The 26,650-nt window shown below is 61.7% G+C and carries 25 protein-coding genes; 7 read left to right on the top strand and 18 right to left on the bottom strand.

What is annotated here, in order from left to right:
• Positions 1–32: 32 nt before the first annotated feature.
• From C4J86_RS20595 to arcD (C4J86_RS20545), 11 genes are all read right to left on the bottom strand, one after another.
• On the bottom strand, positions 33–245 hold the full coding sequence (locus C4J86_RS20595) for a cold-shock protein (protein WP_124371687.1): 213 nt from the start codon (positions 243–245) through the stop codon (positions 33–35).
• Between the two features lie 393 nt (positions 246–638).
• Entirely contained in the window at positions 639–1,763 is a 1,125-nt protein-coding gene (gcvT, locus tag C4J86_RS20590) for a glycine cleavage system aminomethyltransferase GcvT (RefSeq protein WP_124371686.1), read from the bottom strand.
• 37 nt (positions 1,764–1,800) lie between these two features.
• Positions 1,801–2,778, bottom strand: coding sequence for a serine dehydratase beta chain (locus C4J86_RS20585; RefSeq protein WP_124371685.1), 978 nt, complete (start codon positions 2,776–2,778; stop codon positions 1,801–1,803).
• A gap of 160 nt (positions 2,779–2,938) precedes the next feature.
• Positions 2,939–5,776 (bottom strand): aminomethyl-transferring glycine dehydrogenase, encoded by a 2,838-nt coding sequence (gene gcvP, locus C4J86_RS20580; protein ID WP_124371684.1) that lies wholly within the window; start codon positions 5,774–5,776, stop codon positions 2,939–2,941.
• Between the two features lie 10 nt (positions 5,777–5,786).
• Positions 5,787–6,170, bottom strand: a complete 384-nt coding sequence (gene gcvH, locus C4J86_RS20575) for a glycine cleavage system protein GcvH (protein ID WP_124371683.1) — start codon at positions 6,168–6,170, stop codon at positions 5,787–5,789.
• Between the two features lie 413 nt (positions 6,171–6,583).
• Complete coding sequence (locus C4J86_RS20570) at positions 6,584–8,092, bottom strand: sigma-54-dependent transcriptional regulator (RefSeq protein ID WP_124371682.1); 1,509 nt, start codon at positions 8,090–8,092, stop codon at positions 6,584–6,586.
• A gap of 187 nt (positions 8,093–8,279) precedes the next feature.
• Positions 8,280–8,642, bottom strand: a complete 363-nt coding sequence (locus tag C4J86_RS20565) for a DUF5064 family protein (protein ID WP_124364161.1) — start codon at positions 8,640–8,642, stop codon at positions 8,280–8,282.
• A gap of 18 nt (positions 8,643–8,660) precedes the next feature.
• Entirely contained in the window at positions 8,661–9,590 is a 930-nt protein-coding gene (arcC, locus tag C4J86_RS20560) for a carbamate kinase (protein ID WP_124371681.1), read from the bottom strand.
• Positions 9,591–9,741: 151 nt separating this feature from the next.
• The gene (locus C4J86_RS20555) at positions 9,742–10,752 is read right to left on the bottom strand and encodes an ornithine carbamoyltransferase (protein ID WP_124371680.1); all 1,011 of its coding nucleotides are present in this window, start codon (positions 10,750–10,752) and stop codon (positions 9,742–9,744) included.
• A gap of 12 nt (positions 10,753–10,764) precedes the next feature.
• A complete protein-coding gene (gene arcA / locus C4J86_RS20550; RefSeq protein ID WP_124371679.1) occupies positions 10,765–12,021 on the bottom strand; it encodes an arginine deiminase in 1,257 nt (418 codons plus the stop codon).
• Between the two features lie 25 nt (positions 12,022–12,046).
• On the bottom strand, positions 12,047–13,474 hold the full coding sequence (arcD, locus tag C4J86_RS20545) for an arginine-ornithine antiporter (protein ID WP_124371678.1): 1,428 nt from the start codon (positions 13,472–13,474) through the stop codon (positions 12,047–12,049).
• Positions 13,475–13,875: 401 nt separating this feature from the next.
• On the opposite strand from arcD (C4J86_RS20545), the gene arcD (C4J86_RS20540) reads away from it, so the two are divergent.
• Positions 13,876–15,303 carry an arginine-ornithine antiporter gene (gene arcD, locus C4J86_RS20540; RefSeq protein ID WP_124371677.1) on the top strand — a complete coding sequence of 476 codons (1,428 nt, stop codon included), beginning with the start codon at positions 13,876–13,878 and terminating at the stop codon, positions 15,301–15,303.
• Positions 15,304–15,408: 105 nt separating this feature from the next.
• Here the strand turns inward: arcD (C4J86_RS20540) and C4J86_RS20535 are convergent, their stop codons facing one another.
• The 7 genes from C4J86_RS20535 to C4J86_RS20505 all read right to left on the bottom strand — a co-directional run bounded on the left by C4J86_RS20535 (position 15,409) and on the right by C4J86_RS20505 (position 20,997).
• Positions 15,409–16,758 (bottom strand): CoA transferase, encoded by a 1,350-nt coding sequence (locus C4J86_RS20535; protein WP_124371676.1) that lies wholly within the window; start codon positions 16,756–16,758, stop codon positions 15,409–15,411.
• A 40-nt stretch (positions 16,759–16,798) separates the two neighbouring features.
• Positions 16,799–18,142 carry a HAMP domain-containing sensor histidine kinase gene (locus C4J86_RS20530; RefSeq protein ID WP_124371675.1) on the bottom strand — a complete coding sequence of 448 codons (1,344 nt, stop codon included), beginning with the start codon at positions 18,140–18,142 and terminating at the stop codon, positions 16,799–16,801.
• A gap of 67 nt (positions 18,143–18,209) precedes the next feature.
• On the bottom strand, positions 18,210–18,671 hold the full coding sequence (locus tag C4J86_RS20525) for an LTXXQ domain protein (protein ID WP_124371674.1): 462 nt from the start codon (positions 18,669–18,671) through the stop codon (positions 18,210–18,212).
• Between the two features lie 229 nt (positions 18,672–18,900).
• Positions 18,901–19,578, bottom strand: a complete 678-nt coding sequence (locus C4J86_RS20520; RefSeq protein ID WP_124364152.1) for a response regulator transcription factor — start codon at positions 19,576–19,578, stop codon at positions 18,901–18,903.
• Positions 19,579–19,585: 7 nt separating this feature from the next.
• Positions 19,586–19,993 carry a translation initiation factor 2 gene (locus C4J86_RS20515; protein WP_124368139.1) on the bottom strand — a complete coding sequence of 136 codons (408 nt, stop codon included), beginning with the start codon at positions 19,991–19,993 and terminating at the stop codon, positions 19,586–19,588.
• 106 nt (positions 19,994–20,099) lie between these two features.
• Positions 20,100–20,399: a YciI family protein gene (locus C4J86_RS20510; RefSeq protein ID WP_124364150.1), complete on the bottom strand. Its 300-nt coding sequence runs from the start codon at positions 20,397–20,399 to the stop codon at positions 20,100–20,102.
• Between the two features lies 1 nt (position 20,400).
• Complete coding sequence (locus tag C4J86_RS20505) at positions 20,401–20,997, bottom strand: septation protein A (RefSeq protein WP_124371673.1); 597 nt, start codon at positions 20,995–20,997, stop codon at positions 20,401–20,403.
• Positions 20,998–21,084: 87 nt separating this feature from the next.
• Here C4J86_RS20505 and C4J86_RS20500 point away from each other — a divergent pair, with 87 nt between their 5' ends.
• From C4J86_RS20500 to rluB, 6 genes are all read left to right on the top strand, one after another.
• Positions 21,085–21,948, top strand: a complete 864-nt coding sequence (locus C4J86_RS20500) for a PHP domain-containing protein (protein ID WP_124371672.1) — start codon at positions 21,085–21,087, stop codon at positions 21,946–21,948.
• A 13-nt stretch (positions 21,949–21,961) separates the two neighbouring features.
• Positions 21,962–22,591, top strand: a complete 630-nt coding sequence (locus C4J86_RS20495) for an L-threonylcarbamoyladenylate synthase (protein ID WP_124364147.1) — start codon at positions 21,962–21,964, stop codon at positions 22,589–22,591.
• 120 nt (positions 22,592–22,711) lie between these two features.
• Complete coding sequence (locus C4J86_RS20490; RefSeq protein WP_177412781.1) at positions 22,712–23,410, top strand: ScpA family protein; 699 nt, start codon at positions 22,712–22,714, stop codon at positions 23,408–23,410.
• A 12-nt stretch (positions 23,411–23,422) separates the two neighbouring features.
• The gene (gene scpB, locus C4J86_RS20485) at positions 23,423–24,337 is read left to right on the top strand and encodes an SMC-Scp complex subunit ScpB (RefSeq protein WP_124371671.1); all 915 of its coding nucleotides are present in this window, start codon (positions 23,423–23,425) and stop codon (positions 24,335–24,337) included.
• A gap of 632 nt (positions 24,338–24,969) precedes the next feature.
• Complete coding sequence (locus C4J86_RS20480; RefSeq protein WP_005790815.1) at positions 24,970–25,161, top strand: DUF1289 domain-containing protein; 192 nt, start codon at positions 24,970–24,972, stop codon at positions 25,159–25,161.
• 144 nt (positions 25,162–25,305) lie between these two features.
• Positions 25,306–26,517, top strand: a complete 1,212-nt coding sequence (gene rluB, locus C4J86_RS20475; RefSeq protein ID WP_124368135.1) for a 23S rRNA pseudouridine(2605) synthase RluB — start codon at positions 25,306–25,308, stop codon at positions 26,515–26,517.
• Positions 26,518–26,650: the final 133 nt, after the last annotated feature.

Raw genomic sequence — 26,650 nt, 5'->3', positions numbered from 1 at the left:
GTCATATCAGGGGCTTTTTGTCGCAGGAAGGATCAGCCTTCTGCTTGTACTTCGTCAGCTTGCATGCCTTTCTGGCCTTGCACGGCCTTGAAGGTGACCTTCTGGCCTTCTTTCAGGCTCTTGAAGCCGTTGCCCTGAATAGCGCGGAAATGCACGAACAGATCCGGACCGCTTTCTGGGGTGATAAAACCAAACCCTTTTTCGTCGTTAAACCACTTGACGATACCGCTCTGACGATCAGACATTTTCTTCTTTCCTTTGACGCTAAAAATTAATGACAGCCCCTTTCACATGAAAGAGTACTGGGCTGGGTTGCAGGAAAGTAAGAGACGTCGAACGGGTTGTAGCACTACTACTTCAGCTACTGCCCAGGTCCAGGTTCCAAGCGACCCATGCAAACACAGTGGAGAAACTCTACGCCAACTAATATGAAAAAAACAAGCCCTGCCAAACAGCCCGGGATTGCTCGGGCTGATGACAGTTTTGTTGAAGTTGCACAGCTGTCTTATTCGATAGATTCGATCACTTGTTATAGGGAAAAACCCCTAGCAATTACTATCACGCGTGCACTGTTATATGGCGCTTGCGTTACAGTTTAGTGCACGGCATGCAAGCGCGTTACTTATTGAAACAAACATTCAGCCGCGGAAGTAACGCTGCGGCACGAATGGCATTTTACTTACACGCAATGGCACCTTTTTCCCACGCACCAACGCAGAGACTTCGGTATCCAGTGTGACAAATGCACTGTCCAGGTACCCCATCGCCAGCGGGCTGCCCAAGCTTGGGCCAAAGCCTCCGCTGCACACGCTGCCGATCACCGTGCCCTGTTCATCAACGATTTGTGCACCTTCACGCACCGGGGTGCGCTCCTGGGGCAGCAAGCCTACGCGTTTGCGGCCTACGCCCGTTTGCTGCTGGGTGAAGATCCGGTCTGCGCCCGGGAAGCCGCCGGCACGCGCGCCATCGGCACGGCGGGCCTTGGAGATGGCCCACAACAGGCTGGCTTCAATCGGGGTGGTGTCGGTGTTCATGTCATGGCCGTACAGGCACAAGCCCGCTTCCAGGCGCAGGGAGTCACGAGCGCCCAGGCCGATCGCCTGTACTTCGGCCTCGGCCAGCAGGCTGCGGGCCAGGCTTTCGGCGTTTTCAGCCGGTACGGAGATTTCAAAACCGTCTTCCCCGGTGTAGCCCGAACGGCTGACGTAGCAGTCCACGCCCAGCAGCCGCAGGGAGGCGAACTGCATGAATGTCATCTTGGTGACTTGCGGTGCCAGGCGCGCCAGCACCTTCACCGCCGCCGGGCCTTGCAGGGCCAGCAGCGCGCGTTCTTCGAACAGCGGTTCGATGCTGCACTGGTCGCCGATGTGCGCGCGCAGGTGTGCCAGGTCCTGATCCTTGCAGGCGGCGTTGACCACCAGGAACAGTTCGTCGTTGCCCAGGTTGGCCACCATCAGGTCGTCGAGAATGCCGCCCTGGTCATTGGTGAACATCGCGTAGCGCTGCATGCCCACCGGCAGGTCGATGATGTCGACCGGTACCAGGGTTTCCAGGGCCTTGGCGGCGTTGGCGCCGGTCAGGCGGATCTGGCCCATGTGCGACACATCGAACAACCCGGCCTGTTCACGGGTGTGCAAGTGTTCCTTCATTACGCCCAACGGGTATTGCACCGGCATGTCGTAGCCGGCGAAGGGCACCATGCGCGCGCCCAGCTCGATGTGCAGGGCGTGCAACGGGGTTTTCAACAAGGTTTCGGTGGACATGTTCAGCTCCTGAAAAACGTGCCGGCGCGGTCAGGCGTCAGCACTCGATAATGTTAACCGCCAAACCGCCACGGGCGGTTTCCTTGTATTTACTCTTCATGTCGGCGCCGGTCTGGCGCATGGTGCGGATCACTTTGTCGAGGGACACAAAGTGTTGCCCATCGCCGCGCAAGGCCATGCGCACGGCGTTGATCGCCTTGACCGAGCCCATGGCATTGCGCTCGATGCAGGGCACCTGCACCAGCCCGCCAATCGGGTCGCAGGTCAGGCCGAGGTTGTGTTCCATGCCGATCTCGGCGGCGTTTTCCACCTGTGACACGCTGCCGCCCAGCACTTCGCAGAGTGCGCCGGCGGCCATGGAACAGGCCACGCCGACCTCGCCCTGGCAACCGACTTCGGCGCCGGAGATCGAGGCGCTTTCGGTAGTCAGCATCACCTGGCTGATGGACAGCCCGTAGGTGGCGCAATGGTCGAGCAAGTCCTTGGCATGTTTGAAAGGGAAGGTCAGTGGGGTGGCATCCTCGACAATTCGGTCGGCGCCGGCCGCGTCTTCATCCACCACGAAACCGCCGCCGACCGAGTAGTACTCGCGGCTGCGCACCTGGATGCCGGCGGCATCGAAGGCGCGAAAAATCATGCCGTTGGGATGGTAGGCGAGGGGTTTGCGAATCATCGCCAGGTGGGCCTTCTCGTTGAACGCAATGCTGTGTTCGCCGAGCAGGTTGAGGCGCCCGTCACCACGCATCTGCGCCAGGCGTGCGGCCACGGTTTCGGTATTCACGGTGTCCGGGTGCTCGCCTTCCAGGCCGAGCAGCACGGCTTTGTCGCTGCCGTGGCCTTTGCCGGTGGCGCCGAGCGAGCCATAGAGTTCCACCTTGATGCTGTGGGTGGCGCTCAGCAGGTTGTCACGCTTGAGCCCTTCGACGAAACGAGCGGCGGCGCGCATCGGGCCGACGGTGTGGGAACTGGAAGGGCCGATGCCAATCTTGAACAGGTCGAACACGCTTAAAGACATGAGTTGTTCTCCGGTTTCTTATTATGTATCGGGTGTACTCGGTCAGTGTGGGAGGGGGCTTGCTCCCGATGGCGGTTGTACATTCAACCTATCTGTTGACTGACACTCCGTCATCGGGAGCAAGCCCCCTCCCACCTTTTAAGCGAGTACACCCCCGAAGTTACGCGTAGCTTTCAATCGATGGACATGCGCAAACGAGGTTGCGATCGCCGAACACGTTGTCGACCCGGCCCACCGGCGGCCAGTACTTGCCTTCGATCAGCGACGCAACCGGGTACACCGCCTGCTCGCGGCTGTACGGGTGGCTCCACTCGCCCACCAGTTCCGCCGCAGTGTGCGGAGCGTTCTTGAGTGGGTTGTCGTCCTTGTCCAGCGTGCCGTTTTCCACCGCGCGGATTTCTTCGCGGATGGCAATCATGGCATCGCAGAAGCGGTCCAGTTCTTCCTTGGATTCACTTTCGGTCGGCTCGATCATCAAGGTGCCGGCCACCGGGAACGACATGGTCGGCGCATGGAAGCCGAAGTCGATCAGGCGCTTGGCCACGTCATCCACGCTGATGCCGCTGCTGTCTTTCAATGGGCGCAGGTCGAGGATGCATTCATGCGCCACCAGGCCATTGCTGCCGGTGTACAGCACGGGATAGTGCTCTTCCAGGCGACGGGAAATGTAGTTGGCATTCAGGATCGCCAACTGCGAGGCGCGCTTGAGGCCGGCGCCGCCCATCATGCTGATGTACATCCAGGTGATCGGCAGGATGCTTGCGCTGCCGAAAGGCGCTGCGCACACGGCGCCTTCCTTGCGTTCCATGGCCGCGTGACCGGGCAGGAACGGCGTGAGGTGCGACTTGACGCCAATCGGGCCAACGCCCGGGCCGCCACCGCCGTGGGGGATGCAGAAGGTTTTGTGCAGGTTCAGGTGGGACACATCGCCGCCGAACTTGCCCGGCGCGCAGAGGCCGACCATCGCGTTCATGTTGGCGCCGTCGATATACACCTGGCCGCCGTTGTCGTGAATGATCGCGCAGATGTCGCGGATGCCTTCTTCGAACACGCCGTGGGTGGACGGGTAGGTGATCATCAGCGCGGCGAGGTGCTCGCGGTGTTCGATGGCCTTGGCGCGCAGGTCCTCGATGTCCACGTTGCCACGCGCGTCGCAGGCGGTGACCACCACGCGCATGCCAGCCATGTTGGCGGTCGCCGGGTTGGTGCCGTGGGCCGACGAGGGGATCAGGCAGATGTCGCGACGCGCTTCGCCACGGCTCTGGTGATAGGCGCGGATGGCCAGCAGGCCGGCGTATTCACCCTGGGAGCCGGCGTTCGGCTGCAGGGAAATCGCGTCGTAGCCGGTGGCCGCGCAGAGCATGGCTTCCAGGTCCGAGGTCAGTTGCAGGTAGCCGGCGCTTTGTTCGGTCGGGGCGAACGGGTGCAGGGCGCCGAATTCGGCCCAGGTCACCGGGATCATTTCGCTGGCGGCGTTGAGCTTCATGGTGCACGAGCCCAGCGGGATCATGGTGCGGTCCAGCGCCAGGTCCTTGTCGGCCAGCTTGCGCAGGTAGCGCATCAGCTCGGTTTCCGAATGGTAGCGGTTGAACACCGGGTGGCTGAGGATCGGCGACTGGCGCAGCAAGGCGCTCGGCAGGGTGCTTTCGGTGGCGGCGAAGGTGGGCAGCGCCTTGCCGTCGGCGAAGATCGCCCACAAGGCTTGGATATCCGCCTGGGTCGTGGTTTCGTCGACCGACAGGCCGACACGCTCGGTGTCCACCACGCGCAGGTTGATGCGCTGGGCACGGGCCTTGTCGTGCAGGGCGGCGGTGTTGGCGCCGGTATTGAGGGTGAGCGTGTCGAAGAAGTGTTGCTGCTCGACCTTCAAGCCCAGGGCGGTCAGGCCCTTGGCCAGGATCGCGGTCAGCTGGTGAATGCGCTGGGCGATCTGGGTCAGGCCCTTGGGGCCGTGGTACACGGCGTACATGCTGGCGATGTTGGCCAGCAGCACTTGGGCGGTGCAGATGTTGCTGGTGGCTTTCTCGCGACGGATGTGTTGTTCGCGGGTCTGCATGGCCAGGCGCAGGGCCGGCTTGCCGAAGCGGTCTACCGAGACACCGACCAGACGGCCCGGCATGTCGCGCTTGAACGCGTCCTTGGTGGAGAAGTACGCCGCATGCGGGCCGCCAAAGCCCAGCGGCACACCGAAGCGTTGCGCGCTGCCGATGGCCACATCGGCGCCGAACTCGCCCGGCGGGGTCAGCAGGGTCAGGGCCAGCAAGTCGGCGGCCACGGCGACCAGCGCATTGGCGGCGTGGAAACGCTCGGTCAGTTCGCGGTAATCAAACACGTCACCATTGCTGGCCGGGTATTGCAGCAGGGCACCGAAGAACGGGCTGACGTCGCTCAGTTCGCGCTCATCGCCCACTACTACGTCGATGCCCAACGGCTCGGCACGGGTGCGCAGCACGTCGAGGGTTTGCGGGTGGCTGTGGATCGAGGCGAAGAAGGCGTTGCTGCCCTTGTTCTTGCTCAGGCGCTTGCAGAAGGTCATGGCTTCGGCGGCGGCGGTGGCTTCGTCGAGCAGGGAAGCGTTGGCGATCGGCAGGCCGGTGAGGTCGCTGATCAGGGTCTGGAAATTCAACAGCGCTTCCAGGCGGCCCTGGGAAATCTCTGGCTGGTACGGGGTGTAGGCGGTGTACCAGGCCGGGTTTTCCAGCAGGTTGCGCAGGATCGGCGACGGCGTATGGCAGTTGTAGTAGCCCTGGCCGATGTAGGTCTTGAACAGTTGGTTCTGGCTGGCGATGGCTTTGATTTTGGCCAGGGCCTCGGCTTCGCTCAGGCCGTCTTCCAGGCCGAGCACGCTGGTGCCCTTGATGCTTTCCGGGATCACGCTGGCGCTCAGGGCTTCCAGGGAATCGAAGCCCAGGCTCGCGAGCATCTGCTGCTCATCTTCCTGGCGCGGGCCGATGTGACGGGCGATGAATTCGTTGGCGGTGCTCAAGTTGATCGTCATGGCGCGCTCCTCAGGCTTCGGCGTTGGCTTTGATCAGGCGGTCGTACGCATCCTGATCCAGCAGTTTAGCGACCGCTGCGGCATCGGCCGGTTTAAAACGGAAGAACCAACCTTCGCCCATCGGGTCTTCGTTGACCAGTTCCGGGCTGCCATCGAGTTTGTCGTTCACTTCGAGGACTTCACCGTCCAAGGGCATGTACACACCGCTGGCGGCTTTTACCGACTCCACGGTGGAGGCTTCAGCGCCCTTGGCGTAGGCCTGCAACTCCGGCAGTTGCACGAAAACCACATCACCCAGCGCGTTCTGCGCGAAAGCGGTGATACCCACGGTGACGCTGCCATCGGCTTCGGCGCGCAGCCATTCGTGATCTTCAGTGAAACGCAACTCGCTCATGGAAACTCCTCAGGGCCAGATTCGTCTGGTGGGTGGGATTGGAATAATGAGGAGTTGCTTAGCAATATTGCGGCCAATGTCATTAAGTCATTACAAAACAGGCATTTAGTGAAATTGGTTCTGAGCTTATGCGCTGAGGCTGTAGCGATTTCGCTACAGTCGAGGCTGCGAAAAAAAGCCTTTGCGGATCAAAGCCTTGCATGGCGCCTAAAAAACAGGGTTGTATCGATATCGTTCCACTGTAGCGCTTTCAGTACACTGGATGTCGTTCCCAGACCAAAATCTGAAATGCATTCCAAATGTGGGAGGGGGCTTGCTCCCGATGGCGGAGTGTCAGTTGATAGATCTGGTAGCTGACACACCGCTATCGGGAGCAAGCCCCCTCCCACAGGGGTTTTGTATTCCAACTTGAATCAGGGTTTGTTGGGGATGCCGTACTTGCGCAATCGGTGTGCGATAGCCGTGTGCGAGGTTTGCAAACGGTTGGCCAGTTGGCGCGTCGAGGGATAACTGGTGTAGAGCGTTTCCAGCAGGCCGCGCTCGAAGTCTTCCACCGCCTGTTCCAGGCTGTCGACTTCGCCATCGCTCTGGCGAGCGACGGAGGTGCCGGCAATGTCCAGGTCGCCGATATCCACCAGGCTGCTTTCGCAGATGGCGGCGGCACGGAAGATCACGTTCTGCAATTGGCGCACGTTGCCTGGCCAGCGGTTGCCCAACAGCGCCGGGTAGGTCCCCGGCGCCAGGCGGCACACCGGGCGCTGGATCTGTGCGCACGCTTGCTGCATGAAATAGCGGGCTAGCAGCAGGATGTCCTGGCCGCGCTCGCGCAACGGCGGCACTTCAACGTTGAGTACGTTGAGGCGGTAGAACAGGTCTTCGCGAAAGGTGCCTTCGCTGACCATCTTTTCCAGGTCGCGGTGGGTGGCGCTGAGGATGCGCACATTGACCTTCACTTCGCGGTCGCCGCCCACCCGGCGAAAGCTGCCGTCATTCAAAAAGCGCAGCAACTTGGCCTGCAGGTACGGCGACATTTCGCCGATCTCGTCGAGAAATACCGTGCCTTGGTTGGCCAGCTCCATCAGCCCCGGCTTGCCCCCGCGTTGAGCGCCGGTAAAAGCACCGGGGGCGTAACCGAACAATTCACTTTCGGCGAGATTTTCCGGCAGCGCGGCACAGTTCAAGGCCAGAAAGGGTGCACTGTGACGCGCGCTGATCGCATGACAGGCGCGTGCCACCAACTCTTTGCCGGTGCCCGTTTCACCCTGGATCAACAGCGGCGCATCCAGTGCGGCCACCCGTTGCGCACGCGCCTTGAGGGTGCGGATCGCCGGTGATTCGCCTAACAGCGCATCAAAACCTTCGGCATGGTCGTGGTGCAGCGCCGAGAGTTGTTCACCGATGCGGTTCGGCTGGTAAAGCGTGAGCAGGGCGCCGGCATCGGTGATCGGCGTAGCGTCCAGCAACAGGGTCTGGCCGTTCACGCTGATCTCGCGCAATGGCAGGCGAAAGCCATGCTCCAGCAAGGTGTCGAGCAGCCCGGGGTCGTTGAACAGCTCGGCGATGCTTTCCCCGGCCGGTTCGCGCCCGTAAAGCGCGATCAGCGCCGGGTTGGCCAGCAGAATCTTGCCCGCGCTGTCCAGGGCCAGCACCGGGTCGGTCATGGCCGCCAACAGCGCGTCGAGTTGCAGGTGGCGGCGTTGGCCGGGGAGGATGTCGACCACGGTCACCGCCTGCACGCCCTGCACGCTGAACAACGCATCGCGCAGTTCCTCGAGCACCTCGGCGCTCAAGGTCGGCGCGTCGATATAGACGTTGGGCGGCACCATCTCCACCGCATCCAGGTTGAGATTGCGCCCACCGAGCAAGGCCAGGACTTCCTGGGTGATGCCGACGCGGTCGATGAAGCTGACGTGGATACGCATGGGGCGGATCTTGATTCTGGAGTGCGGAGGGGGGCCAGTATGCCTTGGAGCTGGAGTAGATCAAAATGTGGGAGGGGGCTTGCCCCCGATAGCGGTGTGTCAGCCAAAAATTTATCAACTGATCCACCGCTATCGGGAGCAAGCCCCCTCCCACATTTTTGAACAGTGTTGTGTCAGTGCGACCTGACTATGCCAGGTGTTCAGGCTTTATCGGGTCGCCCGATTTCACATCCAGCTGGTGCCGCACATCTTCGAACATCAAGTCGTACTGCTTGTGCATCGAGCCATTCAACACGGCCACTTTCGGCATGCCGTATTTCTGCGCGATATTCATCGCATGCCGCGCAAAGTCGAAGGCCTGGTCCTTGGGCAGGAAAAACTCCTCCTTGAGGTCCTTGCCCTGCACCGAACCGTGCAGTTTGAACAGCATGCCCTTGCCTTCCTTGGGGTCCTGGCTGACTTCATAGTCGATGCACAGGTTGTAGCTGTAGTCGTCTTTGTTCAGCGCGTGACGTTCGACGTGCAAGTGTCCCGGTTCAAAGGTAGCCATAGGCAAATCTCCTCTACTTCACAGATAGCTGATGCCAGGGGTTGCCGTGCTGATGCGGGTGCCGGCGCTGCCCTGGACGATGGCTTCGATGTCCGAGAGTGAACCGATCACCGCGGTTTTGCCAGTCTGGCGGGCGAACTCGCAGGCCGCTTGCACCTTGGGGCCCATGGAACCGGCGGCGAAGCCGAGTTGTTCCATGGCGTCGGGGTGAGCCTGGCCGATGGCCTTCTGGGTGGGCTTGCCGAAGTCAATGAACGCCGCGTTGACGTCGGTGGCAATCACCAGCAAATCGGCGTCCAGTTGCGCGGCCAGCAGCGATGAGCAGAGGTCTTTGTCGATCACCGCTTCAATGCCTTTGAGCTTGCCGTCTTCGCCATACATCGTGGGAATACCACCGCCGCCGGCGCAGATCACAATGGCTTTCTTCTCCAGCAGCCATTTGATCGGGCGGATTTCGAAGATGCGTTTCGGGCGCGGACTGGCGACCACGCGGCGGTATTTGTCGCCGTCGGGGGCGATGGCCCAGCCTTTTTCGGCGGCAAGTTTTTCCGCTTCGGCCTTGGCGTACACCGGGCCGATTGGCTTGGTCGGGTTCTGGAACGCGGGGTCGTTGGCGTCGACTTCCACTTGCGTGAGCAGGGTGGCGAAGGGCACTTCGAAGTCCAGCAGATTGCCCAGTTCCTGTTCGATGATGTAGCCGATCATGCCTTCGGTCTCGGCCCCGAGTACGTCCAGCGGGTACGGCGAAACGCTGGTGTAGGCCGCGGCCTGCAACGACAGCAGGCCGACCTGCGGGCCGTTGCCGTGGGCGATCACCAGCTCGTTGCCGGGGTGGATCTTGGCGATCTGTTCGGTGGCGATGCGGATATTGGCGCGTTGGTTGTCTGCGGTCATGGGTTCACCACGGCGCAGAAGGGCGTTGCCGCCCAGGGCTACGACGATGCGCATAATGCAAATCCTTCTAGATGTGTGAACACCGGCCCAATGTGGGAGGGGGCTTGCTCCCGATGGCAGTGTGTCAGTCAACTGATCTGTAACTGAGCCACCGCTATCGGGAGCAAGCCCCCTCCCACATTGACTGTGTTCCAGCCTTAAAAAGTTAGATATCCGCCAACGCCGACACCAGGATCGCCTTGATGGTATGCATGCGGTTCTCCGCCTGCTCGAAGGCAATGTTGGCCGGCGATTCAAAGACTTCCTCGGTGACTTCCACGCCACCGGCCAGGTGCGGGTAGCGCGCGGCGATGTCTTTGCCGACCTTGGTTTCGCTATTGTGGAACGCCGGCAGGCAGTGCATGAACTTCACGCGCGGGTTGCCCGAGGCTTTCATCATCTTGCTGTTGACCTGGTACGGCAGCAGTTGCTCGATGCGCTCGTCCCACGCTTCTACCGGTTCGCCCATGGACACCCAGATATCGGTGTGGATGAAGTCCACGCCCTTGACCGCCTCGGCTGGGTCTTCGGTGATGGTGATGCGTGCGCCGCTTTCTTCGGCAAAAGCCTGGCACTGCTTGATGAAATCGTCGTGGGGCCACAGGGCTTTCGGCGCGCCGATGCGCACGTCCATGCCGAGCTTGGCGCCGATCATCAGCAGCGAGTTGCCCATGTTGTAGCGCGCATCGCCCAGGTAGGCGTAGCTGATGTCATGCAGCGGCTTGTCGCTGTGTTCGCGCATGGTCAGGGTGTCGGCGATCATTTGCGTGGGGTGAAATTCGGCGGTGAGGCCGTTGAACACCGGCACGCCGGCGAACTTGGCCAGCTCTTCGACGATTTCCTGCTCAAAGCCCCGGTACTCGATGGCGTCGAACATGCGCCCAAGCACGCGGGCGGTGTCTTTCATGCTTTCCTTGTGGCCGATCTGCGACGACACCGGGTCGATGTAGGTGACGTGCGCGCCCTGGTCGTGGGCCGCCACTTCGAACGCGCAGCGGGTGCGGGTCGAGGTCTTTTCGAAGATCAGCGCAATGTTCTTGCCTTTGAGGTGCGGACGCTCGGTGCCGGTGTATTTGGCGCGCTTGAGGTCGCGGGACAGGTCCAGCAGATAGTGCAGCTCGCGGGTGGTGTGGTGCATCAGCGACAGCAGGCTGCGGTTGCGCATATTGAAAGCCATGATGGAGTCTCCTTAATAGTCGATAGGGTCGCGGATGATCGGGCAGGTCATGCAGTGGCCGCCGCCACGGCCCCGGCCGAGTTCACCGGCGCTGATGGTGATGACTTCCACCCCGGCCTTGCGCAGCAGGGTGTTGGTGTAGGTGTTGCGGTCGTAGCCGATCACCACGCCCGGCTCCACGGCCACCACGTTGTTGCCGTCATCCCATTGCTCGCGCTCGGCGGCGAAGCTGTTGCCGCCGGTCTCGACCACGCGCAGCGCCTTGAGGTTGAGCGCTGCGGCGACGGTGTCGAGGAAGTTGGTGGTCTCCCGTTGGATATTGATACCGTGGGGTTTGCTGTCGTCAGGGCGCAGGGTGAAGGGCACGATCTGGTTGACCACTTCAGGGAAGATGGTGACCAAGTCGCGGTCGCAGAAACTGAACACCGTGTCCAGGTGCATCGCCGCGCGGGACTTGGGCAGGCCGGCTACGATCACGCGTTCCACGGCGTTGTTCTTGAACAGGTTGCGCGCCAGCTGGCCGATGGCCTGGTGCGACGAACGCTCGCCCATGCCGATCAAGACCACGCCGTTGCCAATCGGCATCACGTCGCCACCTTCCAGCGTGGCGGCGCCATGGTCCTGGTCGGGGTCGCCGTACCAGATCTGGAATTCAGCGTTGGTGAATTCGGGGTGGAATTTGTAGATGGCGCTGGTCAGCAGGGTTTCCTGGCGTCGCGCCGGCCAGTACATCGGGTTGAGCGTCACGCCGCCGTAGATCCAGCAGGTGGTGTCGCGGGTGAACTGGGTATTGGGCAACGGCGGCAGGATGAAACTGGCGTGGCCGAGAAAGTCGCGGAACATCTCGATGGTCCGGCCGCCGAAGCTGCTCGGCAAGTCATCGGCCGACACGCCGCCGATCAGGAACTCGGTGATCTTGCGCGGCTCCAGGCTGCGCAGCCAGGAACCGACTTCGTCAACCAGGCCCAGGCCGACGGTATTGGCGGTGATCTTGCGCTGCAGAATCCAGTCCAGCGCTTCGGGGATAGCGACGATGTCGGTCAGCAGGTTGTGCATTTCCAGCACATCAATGTCCCGCTCGCGCATCTTGGTCACGAAGTCGAAATGGTCGCGCTTGGCCTGGGCGACCCACAGCACGTCATCGAACAGCAGTTCGTCGCAGTTGTTGGGGGTCAGCCGCTGGTGGGCCAAGCCTGGGGAGCACACCATGACTTTGCGCAGTTTGCCGGCTTCGGAATGAACGCCGTACTTCACTTTTTCCGTGGTCATTTCAGATCCTCCAGTGGACATGCAATTACAGCGTCAGGAAGCCGTCGTAGAGGCCATAGGCAGCCACCAGGGCGCCAACGATCACTGCGGCGAAAATCAGCTTCTCGACGTTGGTGAATATCGGTTTGCCCAGTTCACGCTTGGCCTTGGCGAACAGGATCGCGCCGGGGGCGTAGAGCAGGGCGGAGAGCAGCAGGTATTTGGTGCCGCCGGCGTAGAGCAGCCAGATCGCGTAGATCAGGGCGACGGCGCCGATGAACAGGTCTTTCTTGCGCTCTTTGAGGGCGTTTTCGTAAGTCTCGCCACGCACCGCCAGCAACAGCGCATACGCCGCCGACCATAGGTACGGCACCAGAATCATCGAGGTGGCGAGGTAGATCAGCGACAGGTAGGTGCTGGCGGAAAACAGCGTGATCACCAGGAACACTTGCACCATTGCGTTGGTCAGCCACAGGGCGTTGACCGGCACGTGGTTGGCGTTTTCCTTGCGCAGGAAGGCCGGCATGGTGTGGTCCTTGGCGGCGGCGAACATGATCTCCGCGCACAGCAACACCCACGACAGCAGTGCCCCCAGCAGCGAAATGATCAAGCCGACACTGATCAGCACCGCGCCCCAGTGGCCCACCACATGCTCCAGCACCGCGGCCATCGACGGGTTCTGCAGCTTGGCCAGTTCCGGCTGGGTCATGATCCCCAGGGACAGCACGTTCACCAGCATCAAAAACAGCAGCACGGTAATAAAGCCAATCACCGTGGCCTTGCCCACATCCGAGCGTTTCTCCGCCCGGGACGAGAAGATGCTCGCGCCTTCGATACCGATGAACACCCACACGGTGACCAGCATCATGTTGCGCACCTGGTTCATCACGCTGCCCAGGTCCGGGTTTTTCACGCCCCAGATGTCAGCGGTGAAGATGTCCAGCTTGAACGCGAACAGCGCGATCAATACGAACAGCACCAGTGGCACCACTTTGGCGACGGTGGTCACTAGGTTGATGAACGCCGCTTCCTTGATCCCGCGCAGCACCAGAAAATGCACGGCCCACAGCAACACCGAGGCGCCAATCACTGCGGCCGGGGTGTTGCCCTCGCCAAAGACCGGGAAAAAATAGCCGAGGGTGCTGAACAGCAGCACGAAATAACCGACGTTGCCCAGCCAGGCACTGATCCAGTATCCCCAGGCCGACGAGAAACCCATGTAGTCACCGAAACCGGCCTTGGCGTAGGCGTAGACACCGCCGTCGAGGTCCGGCTTGCGGTTGGCGAGGGTCTGGAACACGAACGCGAGGGTCAGCATGCCGACAGCGGTAATCACCCAGCCAATCAACACCGCGCCCACGTCGGCACTGGCGGCCATGTTTTGTGGCAGGGAGAAGATGCCACCGCCAATCATTGAGCCTACGACCAGCGCAACCAACGCGCCAAGCCTAAGTTTTCCGGGTGAATCAGACATTGTGTGACTCCAATGCAGGAGAGAGAGATCACAGAATAATTCCGTGGGCTAATCAAACAGCTGACTTAGATCACATCATCTGCACATTTCATTATGAATTAATGACTTGAGGGTGAAGGTTCGCAGGCGATGAGAAGCCCGAGGAGGCGCTTTGCAGAGCGCTTCCTCCCTCCTGATTAATCATTTGGTGGTGCATGGATGTATGACGCTAGTTGGTATTTACCAATGTGCAAACTTTTTGAATAAGGTTTGACGAATGGTTTATGCTGCACTTATTTAAATTCTAAATACGCCTAAACTTCCTGTTATTACATGCCCTTATGTTATGAAGGCTATGTTCATTAAACTGAATTAGTTGAGTGCGCAGCTGTCAGCTGAAAAATTTAATTCGAGGAATCGTCATGTCCCACCCCGCACAGAAACTTCGGCTCAGTGCCCTGATCGCCCTGGTGGTGGGTTCGATGATTGGCGGTGGGATTTTTTCCCTGCCCCAGAACATGGCTGCACGCGCTGGCGCGGGCGCGGTGCTGATCGGCTGGGGAATCACGGCGGTCGGCATGCTGACCCTGGCCTTCGTGTTCCAGACCCTGGCCAACCGCAAGCCCGAGCTGGACTCCGGCGTGTATGCCTACGCCAAGGCCGGGTTTGGCGACTACATGGGGTTCTCCTCCGCCTGGGGTTACTGGATCAGTGCGTGGATGGGCAACGTCGGTTACTTCGTGCTGCTGTTCAGCACTCTCGGCTACTTTTTTCCGGCGTTCGGCGAGGGCAATACGCCGCTGGCCATTGGTTGTGCGTCGCTGTTGCTGTGGGCTGTGCATTTTCTGGTGATGCGCGGGATCAAGGAAGCGGCGTTCATCAACTTGGTGACCACCGTGGCGAAGATCGTGCCGCTGCTGATGTTTATCGTGATTGCCGCCGTGGCGTTCAAGGCGGATATCTTCAGCCGCGATATCTGGGGCCTGGGCAACCCGCAAATGGGCAGTGTGGCGGACCAGGTGCGCCACATGATGCTGGTCACGGTGTTTGTATTTATCGGCATCGAGGGTGCCAGCGTTTACTCGGCGCGGGCCGAGAAGCGTGCGGACGTGGGCCGGGCCACCGTGATCGGTTTTCTCGGCGTGCTCGCGCTGCTGGTGCTGGTGAATGTGCTGTCCCTGGGGATCATGAGCCAGCCGGAACTGGCGCAATTGCAAAACCCGTCCCTGGCCGGGGTAATGGAACATATCGTCGGGCGCTGGGGCGCGATATTGATCAGCCTCGGCCTGGCGGTGTCGCTGCTGGGGGCGCTGTTGTCCTGGGCCTTGCTGTGTGCGGAAATCCTTTACGCGACCGCCCAGGACAAAACCATGCCGGCATTCCTGAAGAAGGAAAACGCCAACCAGGTGCCGGCCAACGCCCTGTGGCTGACCAACCTGATGATCCAGGCGTTCCTAGTGATCACGCTGTTTTCCGCCAGCACCTACACCACGCTGATTTACCTGGCGTCATCGATGATTCTGGTGCCCTACCTGTGGTCGGCGGCCTATGCGGTGCTGTTGAGTGGGCGTGGCGAAACCTACGAAGGCGCCCCGCGTCGGCGCCTGAAGGACTTGCTGGTGGGCCTGATTGCCCTGGTTTACGCCGTATGGCTGCTGTATGCGGGCGGCCTGAAATACCTGCTGCTGTCGGCGCTGTTATACGCACCTGGGGTGATCCTGTTCGCCCAGGCCAAGCGCGAACAGGGCCAGCCGTTGTTCACCGTTGTGGAAAAAGGCATTTTCGGCTGCGTGGTTGCAGGGGCCGGCCTGGCGGCCTATGGGCTGTATAGCGGGGTGTTGTCGTTGTGAGGGCAGTCTGTGCGGGCCTTATCGGGGGCAAGCCCCCTCCCACACTTTGAATTGTGAATACCGTCAAATGTGGGAGGGGGCTTGCCCCCGATGGCGCTCTTCCAGTCACCACTGAGGCCGATGCGCCCCCAGCTCTCCGGCGGGCAAATCCCACTGCAGTGGCGCGCCGCTGATACTCAGCGGCGCCAACAAGCGATGCGCCTGGCCCCAGGCAGTCTGCTCAACCACCAGGCCTTGATCACGCGTATCTTCGGCCCGCAGCGGCGGTTGCTCCGGCACTTGCCCTGCCTCTACCAGCAATTTCGCCGTGCGTGCCAACGACAGGCGTGCCGACCCACCCCGGCCGCAGGCCAGGCGCTCGGTCAAGGCCCGGATCGCACTGGCGGCCATCAGGTACCCGGTGGCGTGATCCAGCGCCTGCACCGGCAACGGCAGCGGTTTATCCGCCTGCTTCCAGGCCATGCCCGCATCGGCAATGCCGCTGCTCATCTGCACCAGGCTGTCGAAGCCGCGACGGTTACGCCACGGGCCACTCCAGCCATAGGCGTTGAGGCTGACGTCGATAAGGCCCGGCGCGATGTGTTGCAGGGCGTCGACCGAATAGCCCAACTGCTCTAACGCATCGGCGCGGTAACCGTGGAACACCATATCGGCGTCCTTGAGCAACGCTTCGAATACCTGCCGGCCTTCGGGGCTTTTCAGATCCAGCCGCGCGCAGCGCTTGCCCAGGGTCATTTCCGGCACCACGCCGGGCTCGTCCCAGGTGGGTGAGTCGATGCGCAGTACATCGGCACCCAAACCCGCGAGAAAACGACTGGCGACGGGGCCGGCCAATACGCGGGTCAAATCCAGCACCTTGATACCGGCCAGTGGGCGGGCCGCTGTGCCGAGCCAAGGTGTGTCACGGGTGGTTTCGCAGGCCTGACGCTGTACCAGCCGCTCGGCATTCACCGCTAAGCCTTGAGGGTGGCTCTGCCAGGCGTGCCACGAACGCATCTGCGCCGCGCAACCGCCCGCGTCGACAATCGCCTGTTCCAGTTCAGCGGCGTTCCATTTGGCGACGTGACGCGCCATTTGCGCACGCTCAGTGACCCTGCCCAGCACCCGTTCGGCCGCCGCGCGGTGATGGGGCGCATTGGTGTGCAAGCGAATCCAGCCGTCGGCGCTGGCGTAGTCACCGGCTATCGGGTCCCACAGCGGGGGCACCTGCCAACCCAGCGGGCGAATCGATGAGGCAAACCAGAATGAGGCGAGGCGACGGTCCACGCTGACGCTGGGCAAGCGCGCGGTCTGCTGCCGGATAAGCTCGGCGACAGCCTGGCCGGCGGCGCCGATGCTGGCAGCGGCCAGGTCAGTTACGGCGAAGGCCGAGGGCAGGGCGCCGGGTTCGCTCAGGGGCAGCGGGGTGTGCGGTAGATCGAGTGCCGCTTGGATGGGTGTCAGCAGGTCAGTCATCTAAGGCCCTCCGTGAGAGAAGGGCCACTATAGAAGATCGTCAGGCCGGTGTGACAACCCCCGGCACCAACGGCAACTCGATACTGGCGACAAAGCCGCCGTCGGCATGATTGGACAGGATCAGGTTGCCGCCATGGCGTTCGGCGGCGCGACGGGCGATCGCCAGGCCCAGGCCGTGACCTTGCGCTGTCTGGCCGGGAGCGCGGTAGAACGGCTCACCCAGTTGGCTCAGGTGCTCGGCTTCAACGCCGGGGCCATGGTCGCGCACGCTGATCAAAATACGCTCGCCGCGCTGCTGTGCCTGCAGCTCGATGGGTCGGCCGGCCGGGTTGAAACGCTGGGCATTGCGCAGCAGGTTATCCACGGCGCGTTCGATCATGGTCGGCCAGCCTTTGAGGCGCAGGTCGGGTTCAGTGGTCAGTTGCACGGCTTGCTCGGGCGCGCTGAGCTGGGCGTCCTTTTGCAGCGTCTGGAGCAACAGGTTGAGGTCGACCTCTTCGGCGCTGGCGTTGTCGGCATCCACCCGGGCCAGTACCAGGATCTCACTGATCAGGGCTTCCAGACGGTCGCATTCGCGGGTCAGGCGCGGCCACAGTTTTTCCCGTTCTTCGGGGCTGGCGCGCTCGGCCAGGGCCAGGGCGATACGCAAGCGGGCCAGGGGCGAACGCAGTTCGTGGGAAACGTCGCGCAGCAGTTGGCGCTGGCTGGCGATCAGGCTTTGCAGGCGTGCGCCCATGCGGTTGAAATCGGTGGCCAGCACGCCGAATTCATCGCGGCGGTTGGCCAATTGCGCCAGGCTGTTCTGCTGGTACGTGGCTTGGCCCAGGTCATGCACCGCGCCGCGCAGTCGGCTCAGCGGGCGGGTGATGGACAATGTCACCAACAGGCTGAACAGGGTCAGCACCACCAGGGCAATGGCCAGGGCGCTGAACGGCCACAGCAGGCTGCTGCGGTGCCAGGCATCGAGTTCCGGGTGCGGAATGCGGTAAATCAGCAGGTAAGTGTCGCCGGTTTTTTCGCTGGTGTACTCGGCGGTCAGGCGCCGCCAGGGCAGGTGGCCGTCCTGGCTGTCATTCTGTCGGGCTTCGAAGGCCGCGGCGCGACGCGGGAAGGTGCCGCGTACCACCGGCTCGCCGCCTTCGTTCAGCACTTGCACGTCAATGTGATACTGGCGCTTGCGTTGCTGCAGCAACTCCTGGGCGGCGTCTTCGCCCTGGGCTTCGTAGAGTTGCGTCCACTCTTGCGCCAGGTTGTTGAGACCGGGGTGACGGCTGAGAATCCAGGCGTCCTGGTTCAGCATATGCCCAAGCAGGATCGACAATCCGGCAACCAGGGCGATGGCCAGCCAGAAACTCGCCAGGATGCGCCAGAACAATGAACGCACGGGAAACCCTCAAATAGGAAAAGCCCAGTGGCGGGGCCACTGGGCTGGGAGCATTAACGCGAGGGCATTATTGCGCTTTTTGCGGTTGTTGCGCTTTCCAGGCCTGGAATTCTTTCCATTCGGCACGACGCTGCTCTTGCTGCTTGACGATCTCGTCGAACTTCTTCTGCTGGTCGGGTTTGAGCACGGCGCGGATGTCGGCCTGGGTTTTCTGCTTGCCGGCGGCGATCTCGTCCTGCATGGCTTTCTGGTCAGCGGCTGGCAGTTTGGCCAAGTACTTTTGGGTCAGGTCTTTGCGAGCGTGCCATTGGTCACCCATCAGCTTGCGGATCTGCTCGCGTTGTTCCTTGCTCAAATCCAACTGGCTGAACGGGCCACCTTTACCACGCGGGCCATGTTCACCGTGGCCTGGGCCACCCATCATATGGCCTTCCGGGCCGCCCATCGGGCCTGGACCTTCGGGCATGGCGGCCATGGCGACGGTAGGCAGTGCGGCGGCGAACATCAAAGCGATAAGGGTCTTGCGCATGGGGATTCTCCTGTCTCTATTCCGGTGAGTCCGGATGTGAGTAGATTACCCAGGACAAGGTCAGCGGCCGTCAGGGGAGGGTAAAGGTTTGGTAAGGGTGAGGCGGCGGCCCCGATCGTTCCCACGCTCTGCGTGGGAATGCATCCCGTGACGCTCCGCGTCACCCAAGCGCAAGGCGGGACGCAGAGCGTCCGGGCGGCGTTCCCACGCGGAGCATGGGAACGATTATTCAAGGGGCGTAGTAGTAACCACGGCTGCGCAGCGCCACGATCCGCGGACGGCCGTCCGGGTGTGGGCCGATTTTCTTGCGCAGGTTGCTGACGTGCATGTCCAGGCTGCGATCGTACAGGGTCAACTTGCGGCCCAGGGCGATTTGCGCCAGCTCCTGTTTATCCAGCGGTTCGCCGGGCTGGCGCAGCAAGGCTTCGAGCAGGCGGCTTTCGGAGACGGTCAGGGTAAATTCCTGTGCGTCGATGCTGACCACGCCGCGCACCGGGCTGAAGCACAAGTCGCCCAGTTCGAGTTGGGTCGACACGGCTGCCGGATGACTGCGGCGCAGCACGGCACGCAAGCGAGCGGTGAGTTCGCGCGGATCGCAGGGTTTGGCCAGGTAATCGTCGGCGCCCAGCTCCAGGCCGAGGATGCGGTCCAGGGGTTCGCCCCGGGCCGAGAGCATCAGCACCGGCAACTCCGGGTGGTCGTTGCGCAGTTGCTTGAGCAACTCCAGGCCGCTGCCGTCGGGCAGCATCACGTCGAGCACCACCGCCGCCGGGGCGGTTTCGGCCAGGGCCTTGCGGGCACTGGAGCCGTCATGGCAGGCGCGCACCTGGAAACCTTCCTGGCTCAGCCAACTGGTCAGCAGCTCACAGAGCTCCTGGTCATCATCTATCAGTAACAGCTCGCTCATGACTCACTCAATTTAGCCATTGTCGACGACGACGGTGCCCACCGCTGGCAAAGATGCCGCACAGCAAGGCGATCAGGGCGACGCCCGCGCCGGTGACAAACCATTGCTGCTGCTCGGTCAGCCATCGGGTCAAGGCACCGCCTTGTGTCTCTTTGAGTTGCTGGGCCAGGCGTTGGTTCTCCTGGCGCAAACGACTCAGTTGCGCGCTTTCACGGGTAGCCTGCGTGCTTTGCAGTTGCTTGCTCAGCGCTTCGCGTAGCCCTTCGCTTTCTTTCAAGCGTTGCTGCAATTCGGTGATCTGGCTGCCGGCACTCAAGGACAGAGGCGTGGAACTGCCGCTGCTCGAGGACTCTTCAGCGTGGGCCGTCGCCCCGATCGTAAACACTGCCAACAGACACAACTGACGTAAGCGCATCGGAACTCCTGATTCCACACGGATATTCAGAACGTTGTCGGCAGGTTACCGGGAATGATGAGCCAGCGGGTTGGCGCCGAACCGTTTGGGTTCGGCGCCACCGGGGTCACGGCAGGACTTGCTTGAACGGCTTGATCACGACATCAGCGTAGACGCCCGCCGCCACATAAGGATCAGCCTTGGCCCACGCCTGGGCATCGGCCAGGGAAGCGAACTCGGCAACGATCAGGCTGCCAGTGAAACCCGCTTCGCCCGGCTCGTTGCTGTCGGTGGCCGGGTGCGGGCCGGCCAGTACGATGCGGCCTTCGGTTTGCAGCTGCTTGAGGCGCTCGACGTGGGCCGGGCGCACGCTCAGGCGTTTTTCCAGCGAGTTGGCAACATCGGTGGCAATGATGGCGTAGAGCATGTCAGTCCTCGGTTTTCGGCGTGGTGGCGGCAGTGTCATGCAGGTGGCGCGACAGGTAGATACCTTGGCCGACCAGGAACAGCAGGGTCATGGCCAGGCTGCCGAACACCTTGAAGTCGACCCAGTATTCCTGAAAGGTAAAGGCCACGAACAGGTTGGCGGCACCGCAAAAGATGAAAAACACGATCCAGGCCACGTTCAGGCGCACCCAGATCGGGTCCGGCAGGGTCAGCGCGTGGCCCATGATCCGCTTGATCAGCAGGCGATCACCAATGAAGTGGCTGCCGATGAACACCAGGGCGAACAGCCAGTTGACCACCGGGGCTTTCCATTTGAGGAAGGTTTCGCTGTGGAAGGCCAGGGTCAGGCCGCCAAACACCAGGCAGGCGATGAGGGTCAGCCATTGGCTTTTTTCCAGCTTGCGCTGGGAGATGAAGATGGCGCCGTACACCACGATGGAGCTGATGATCAGCACGGCGGTGGCGCTGTAGATGCCGCCGAACGAGAGTTCGTGACCGGCGATGTCGATGACCCTGGGGTCGAGTTTGGTAACGATGAAAAACAGCAACAGCGGGATGAAGTCGATGAATTGTTTCACAGTAAGAGCCAGAAGCTGGATGTGGCGGCATAATAACAAACATCCTTGGTTGCGATAGCGCCAGCTGACTTGAGGTTACACACCCCCGTGAATGTTGATTTGCACTGCCACAGCACGGCCTCCGACGGCGCCCTGGCGCCTGCGGTACTGGTTGCGCGTGCGTTTGAAAAAGGCGTGCGAGTCCTCGCGTTGACCGACCACGACACCCTCGAAGGCCTCGATGAGGCCCGCGCGGCGGCCCAGGCCTTGGGCATGCAGCTGGTCAACGGCGTGGAATTGTCCTGCACCTGGGGCGGCGCCACCATTCATGTGCTCGGCTACGGTTTCGAGCAAAACGCCCCGGCCCTGGTGGCGGCCATCGCCCGATTGCACGATGGCCGCTGGCTGCGGTCCGAAGAAATAAGCCGCAAGCTCAGCCTCAAAGGCATGCCTGGCGCCCTCGACGGCGCTCGGGCTATCCAGCAGGCGTTGGGCGACAGCGGTAATGCACCGGCCCGTCCGCACTTCGCCGACTGGATGGTGCAAGCAGGTTTCGTCAAGGACCGCGCCGAAGCCTTCCGTAAATGGTTGGGCGCGGGCAAGTTGGGCGATGTGAAGCAACATTGGCCGACCCTGGAGGACACCGTGCAGACCCTGCGGGCCGCCGGGGCCTGGGTCAGCCTGGCGCATCCCTGGCATTACGATTTCACCCGCAGCAAGCGCCGCAAGCTGATCAGTGACTATATTGGAGCGGGCGGCCACGCGATCGAAGTGGTCAACGGGCATCAACCCGCCGAGCAGGTCGGCAGCCTGGCGATCCTTGCCCGCGAATTTGGTCTGCTGGTCAGTGCCGGCAGTGATTTTCATGGCCCAGGCGGCTGGTCCGAGATCGGCGAGTATCGCCAGGTTCCGCAAGACCTGCCGCTGTTGTGGGGGCGATTCAAGCATGACCCCATTATTGCCACCGTCTGAACAGGTAGAGCTCGTGAGTCAATTCTTCCAGATTCATCCGGAAAACCCCCAGGCGCGCCTGATCAAACAGGCCGTGGAAATCATTCGCGCCGGCGGCGTGGTGATCTATCCAACTGATTCGTCCTACGCCATCGGTTGCCAGATCGGCGACAAGGGTGCGGTCGAGCGCGTAAGACGTCTGCGCCAACTGGATGACAAGCACAACTTTGCGCTGATCTGCAGCGACTTGTCCCAGCTCGGGCTGTTCGCCAAGGTCGACACCGGCACCTTCCGCTTGCTCAAGGCCCATACGCCAGGGCCGTACACCTTCATTCTCAACGCCACCCGCGAAGTGCCGCGCCTGTTGCTGCACCCGAAAAAACGCACCATCGGCCTGCGTGTGCCGGAACACCCGATCGCCCTGGCACTGCTGGCCGAGCTGGGCGAGCCTTTGATGAGCGTGTCGCTGATTTTGCCCGGCGAAACCGAGCCGCTGTATGACCCTTACGAAATGCGCCGGCTGTTGGAGAAACATGTCGACTTGATCATCGACGGTGGCTACGGCGGCAACAAAGCCTCCACCGTGATCAACCTGGCCGATGGCGAGCCGCAAGTAGTGCGTGTAGGGTGCGGCGACCCGACGCCGTTCATGGTCGAGGCCTGAATGTCGGTCGTGGAAACCGTCGATTCCCAGGCGGGGGCCCAGCAGGAACTGCCCTTCGCGATGGTCTATGGCCAGGCGGTCCTGGAAATGCCCCTGGACCTGTACATCCCGCCGGACGCCCTGGAAGTCTTCCTTGAAGCCTTCGAAGGCCCGCTGGACCTGCTGCTGTACCTGATCCGCAAACAGAACATCAACATCCTCGATATTCCCGTGGCGGAAATCACCCGGCAGTACATGGGCTATGTCGAATTGATGCAGTCGGTGCGCCTGGAGCTGGCCGCCGAATACCTGGTGATGGCCGCCATGCTCGCCGAGATCAAGTCGCGCATGCTGCTGCCGCGCGCGGAGACGGTCGAGGCCGAAGAAGATGACCCGCGCGCCGAACTGATCCGCCGCCTGCAGGAATACGAGCGCTTCAAGGCGGCCGCCGAAGGTATCGACGGTTTGAGCCGCGTAGGCCGCGATGTGGTGGTGCCCAAGCTGGATGCCCCGGAAGCCCGCGCGCGCAAACTGTTGCCCGACGTGAGCCTGGAAGAATTGCTGATGTCCATGGCCGAGGTGCTGCGCCGTGGCGATATGTTCGAAAGCCACCAGGTCAGCCGCGAAGCCCTGTCCACCCGCGAGCGCATGAGCGATGTGCTGGAGCGTCTCAAGGGCGGCGGGTTTGTGCCGTTTGTCGAGCTGTTCACCGCAGAGGAAGGGCGCCTGGGCGTGGTGGTGACCTTCATGGCGATCCTGGAGCTGGTCAAGGAGTCCTTGGTCGAGCTGGTCCAGAATGAGCCGTTTGCGGCTATCCATGTGCGGGCGCGAGCCGAATAACGAGCTGAATCGATGAATCTGACTGAACCCCGCGAACTGGCACCCTTGCTGGAAGCCTTTCTCCTGGCCTCGGGCAAGCCGCAATCTTTGGAGCGCCTGTTCGAACTCTTTGAAGAGGCCGAACGTCCCGAACCGCCGGTGTTCAAGAAGGCGTTGGAGATCCTGCGCAAATCTTGTGACGGTCGCGCCTTTGAATTGCGTGAAGTGGCGTCGGGTTATCGGCTGCAGATCCGCGAGAAATTTTCCCCTTGGGTGGGGCGCTTGTGGGAAGAACGCCCGCAGCGTTATTCACGGGCGATGCTGGAGACCATGGCGTTGATCGCCTATCGCCAGCCGATCACTCGGGGCGAGATCGAAGATGTGCGGGGCGTGGCGGTCAACAGCCATATCGTCAAGACGTTGCTGGAGCGCGAGTGGATCCGCATCGTCGGCTACCGTGACGTGCCGGGCAAACCGGCGATGTTCGCCACCACCAAGGTGTTCCTCGACCACTTCAACCTGAAGAACCTCGACGACCTGCCACCGCTGGCCGAACTGCGCGAGATGGAAGCCGAACCGGTGCTCGACTTCGACGACGCGCCGGTGCCGGCCAGCTTGCAGGAACTGGCCGACGCCAGCGCCGAGCCGGAAGAGCCGAAAGACGAAACCAGTTTCCATACATTGCTGTTGGAACTGGACGACATGGAGCAGGGCATCAAGACCGATTTTGATGATGTGCTGCGCGATGGCGCCGTCGAGCCTGAAACCCAGGTGAACGTTGAGCCCGAGCCTGACGTCGAAGAAGACATCCTCGGTGTTGCCGATGCCCGGGAAAAACTGCTGGCCGCCGTCGCCGCCCTCGAACAGCCGCCGTTGAGCGACGAGGAAGATGAAGCCCGGGCGCTGGCCGAAGCCATCGAAAACGAACGCCGCCAGTTGGAAGACTGACGGGGATCAAATGTGGGAGGGGGCTTGCCCCCGATAGCCATAGGTATCTACACAACTTTTGGCGTGGCCTGAACCTGTGACGGCTCGGGAGCCGAAGCCTCTCTAACTGATGCTCCGCGACCTAAATGTGGGAGGGGGCTTGCTCCCGATGGCGGCCTGACAGCCGACTAGGATGTTGGATCAAGGCGAGTACATATCCGTTGCTGCGGTAACGGCGGCTTAGGGTTCCGCCCTTACGGCGTCTCACTTTTGAAAAGCGCAAAAGTAAGCAAAACGCTCTTGCCCCACCACTCGGCACCTCGCCTAGGCTCGGTGTGCCCGTAATCCGACATTGATTTGGGGGGCCGCCGCCACGCGCCATCCATGGCGCGGGGCGGCTAAACCGGCATCCCTGCCGGTTTACCCCCCAAATCACTGTCGAATTCCGGCCAGCGTGGTTTAACGGGGCGCCTAAGATCAAAAGCAAGATCAAGAGCGGCTCGCTTCGCATCGTGGTTACTTAGGCTGCTACAGAGTTGTGTAGATACCTATGCCCCGATAGCGGTGTGTCAGCCAGCCTATGCATCAACTGACCCACTGCCATCGGGGGCAAGCCCCCTCCCACATTGGATTTGCATCGCTTGGGAGAAAGCATGAGCTCAACCAAAGACCCCTGCATCAGCATCTGCAAGTTCAGCGATGACATCTGCGTCGGCTGTGGCCGCAGCAAGCGCGAAATCCGTGCCTGGAAGAAACTCGACAAAGTCGACAAGCGCACGGTGCTGGCCGAAGCCGAGCTGCGCCTGCTGGCCCTGGGGGCCACCGGCCGGCGGAAAAGCAAATGATTGTGCCAGGATCGGCTAGTCTCTGATGCGCAACGCGCGGCATGCGCGTATGATTCGCGACCCTTTGCCGAGCTATTCGGCCAAAGCCCCGCTTTCAACACTCTTCAGGCCACGCCTGAATCGACCCACCGGGAGGTGCTTAAGATGAACGACAAAGACCAGAACGACAGCCAGGAAATCGGCCCAGCAGGCGAAAAACTGCAAAAGGTGCTGGCGCGTATCGGCGTGGGCTCGCGCCGCGACGTCGAAGCCTGGATCACCCAGAAGCGCATCAAGGTCAACGGCGTCGAGGCTACCCTTGGCCAGCGCGTCGACCTGCACGATGCAATCACCATCGATGGCAAAGTCATCAAGCGTGAAGAGGCGGCCGAATCGGTACGCCGCGTGATCATGTACAACAAGCCCGATGGCGAGATCTGCACCCGTGACGACCCGGAAGGCCGTCCGACCGTGTTCGACAAGATGCCCAAGCCCAAAGAGGGCCGCTGGATCAACATCGGTCGCCTCGACATCAACACCACGGGCTTGCTGATGTTCACCACCGACGGTGAGTTGGCCAACCGCCTGATGCACCCGTCCTACGAGATGGACCGTGAATACGCCGTGCGTGTACGCGGTGAAGTCGATGACGAGATGATCGAACGCCTCAAGGCCGGCGTAGTGCTGGAAGACGGCCCGGCCAAGTTCACCGACATCAAGCAGGCGCCAGGTGGCGAAGGGTTCAACCACTGGTACCACTGCGTGGTGATGGAAGGCCGTAACCGCGAAGTGCGCCGGCTGTGGGAATCCCAGGGTCTGGTGGTCAGCCGCCTCAAGCGCGTGCGTTTCGGCCCAGTGTTCCTGAACTCCGACCTGCCGATGGGCCGCTGGCGCGAAATGAGCCAGTACGAAGTCGACATTCTCAGTGCCGAAGTTGGCCTGACGCCAGTGGCCATGCCGCAGATGAACGCCAAGAGCAAAGACAAGCTTGAGCGTATGCAGCGTAAGTCGTCGCGCCCGGTGGCCCGTACCGAACGCGTTGCGCGCACCGTGCGCCCGGCGTTGAACGCTCCGGCCACTGGTGGTCGCATCTCGCGTGAGCCGCAGATCGAAGGTGAGCGTCGTCCAACCGCGCCATCGCGTCAGGAAGGTGACCGCGCGCCACGTACGCCGCGCCCAGCCCCAACCGGTGGTCGCAGCAACCGTGGTGAAGCGGAGCGCCCCGCTGACAACGCCAGCACCAAGCGTCCAGCCAAGCCAGCGGCTAACAAGCGCCCTGGGCCGAAACTGGTAGCGGACGAGCCGTCGGGCAAGCGCCGTGGCGCGCCGGCCGGTTCCGGTCAGCGTCCTGGTTTTGGTCGCAAGAAGCCGCAGTGATGTTTTAAGCGCTGCACAAAAAACGCCAACCTTCGGGTTGGCGTTTTTTTTGATTTAAATTTGAAATACAGTCAACTGTGGGAGGGGGCTTGCTCCCGATAGCGGTGTATCAGCTTGCATAAGTATCGGCTGA

Origin of the sequence: Pseudomonas sp. R2-7-07 (assembly GCF_003852355.1) — a bacterium.
Lineage (GTDB): Bacteria > Pseudomonadota > Gammaproteobacteria > Pseudomonadales > Pseudomonadaceae > Aquipseudomonas.
Note: the sequence above shows the minus strand (reverse complement) of the source record. Positions and strands in the feature narration are given on the sequence as shown.